The organism is Streptomyces sparsus, assembly GCF_054776295.1.
This window is the reverse complement of the sequence record NZ_BAAHCA010001375.1, coordinates 1-926: the sequence shown is the minus strand read 5'-3', so window position 1 is coordinate 926 and position 926 is coordinate 1. Positions and strand designations below refer to the sequence as shown.

At 77.4% G+C, this 926-nt stretch carries 1 protein-coding gene; it reads right to left on the bottom strand.

What is annotated here, in order from left to right:
• Positions 1-831: Rv2231c family pyridoxal phosphate-dependent protein CobC (gene cobC / locus ACYVE9_RS28535; RefSeq protein ID WP_461030779.1), on the bottom strand; the 831-nt coding region annotated here is incomplete at its 3' end.
• Positions 832-926: the final 95 nt, after the last annotated feature.

Genomic DNA, 926 nt, shown 5'->3' with positions numbered 1-926 from the left:
CGCCTCGGCGGCGGCCCGGGCCGTGCAGCACGCCTCGGCCGCGGCCAGCGCCGGTGAGGAGACCGGCCACAGCGGCTGCTGCCGGGCGAGCTCGGTGACGGTCTGCGGATCGGACAGCACGTAGCCGATCCGCAGACCGGCCAGCCCCCACGTCTTGGTGAGGCTGCGCAGCACCACGAGACGGCCGGGCAGCTCGCCGATCCGGCCGATCAGGGACTCGCCCTCACCCGGGACCGCGTCCATGAACGCCTCGTCCACCACCACCGTGCGGCCCGGCCGGGCCAGCCGGGCCAGCGTGTCCGCCGGGTGCAGCACCGACGTGGGATTGGTGGGGTTGCCCACCACCACCAGGTCGGCCTCCGGAGGCACCGCCGACGGGTCGAGCCGGAACTCCCGCGCGGCCTCCAGCAGCACCCGCCGCACGTCGTGCCCCGCGTCCCGCAGCGCGGCCTCCGGTTCGGTGAACTGGGGGTGCACCACCGCGGGCGCGGAACTGCGCAACCCTCGGGCCAGCAGCACGAACGCCTCGGCGGCACCCGCGGTGAGCAGCACCCGGTCCTCGGGCACCGCGTGGTGCGCGGCCACCGCACGCCGGGCCGCGCGGCCGTCCGGATAGGCGGCCAGGTCGTGCAGCGCACCGGCGACGTGCCGCCGCAACCACTCCGGCGGGGTGCCCGCGCGGACGTTCACCGCCAGGTCGGTCAGGCCGGAGCCGGCGTCCCGCAGCTCGGCGTCACCGTGGTGGCGCAGGTCGGGCTCCCCGTGACGGCGCGGGTCGGGCTCGGTGGACGGCGTCGGGGCACCTCGGTCGGTGCCGGGCTCGGTGGTCACTGCTGCTCCTCGTACGTGTCCGGCCGGATCGCCGGGGCGGCCGGGCCGGAACGTCCCGGTGCGGGGCCCGGGACGGCGACGGCGCAGGTCGCTAG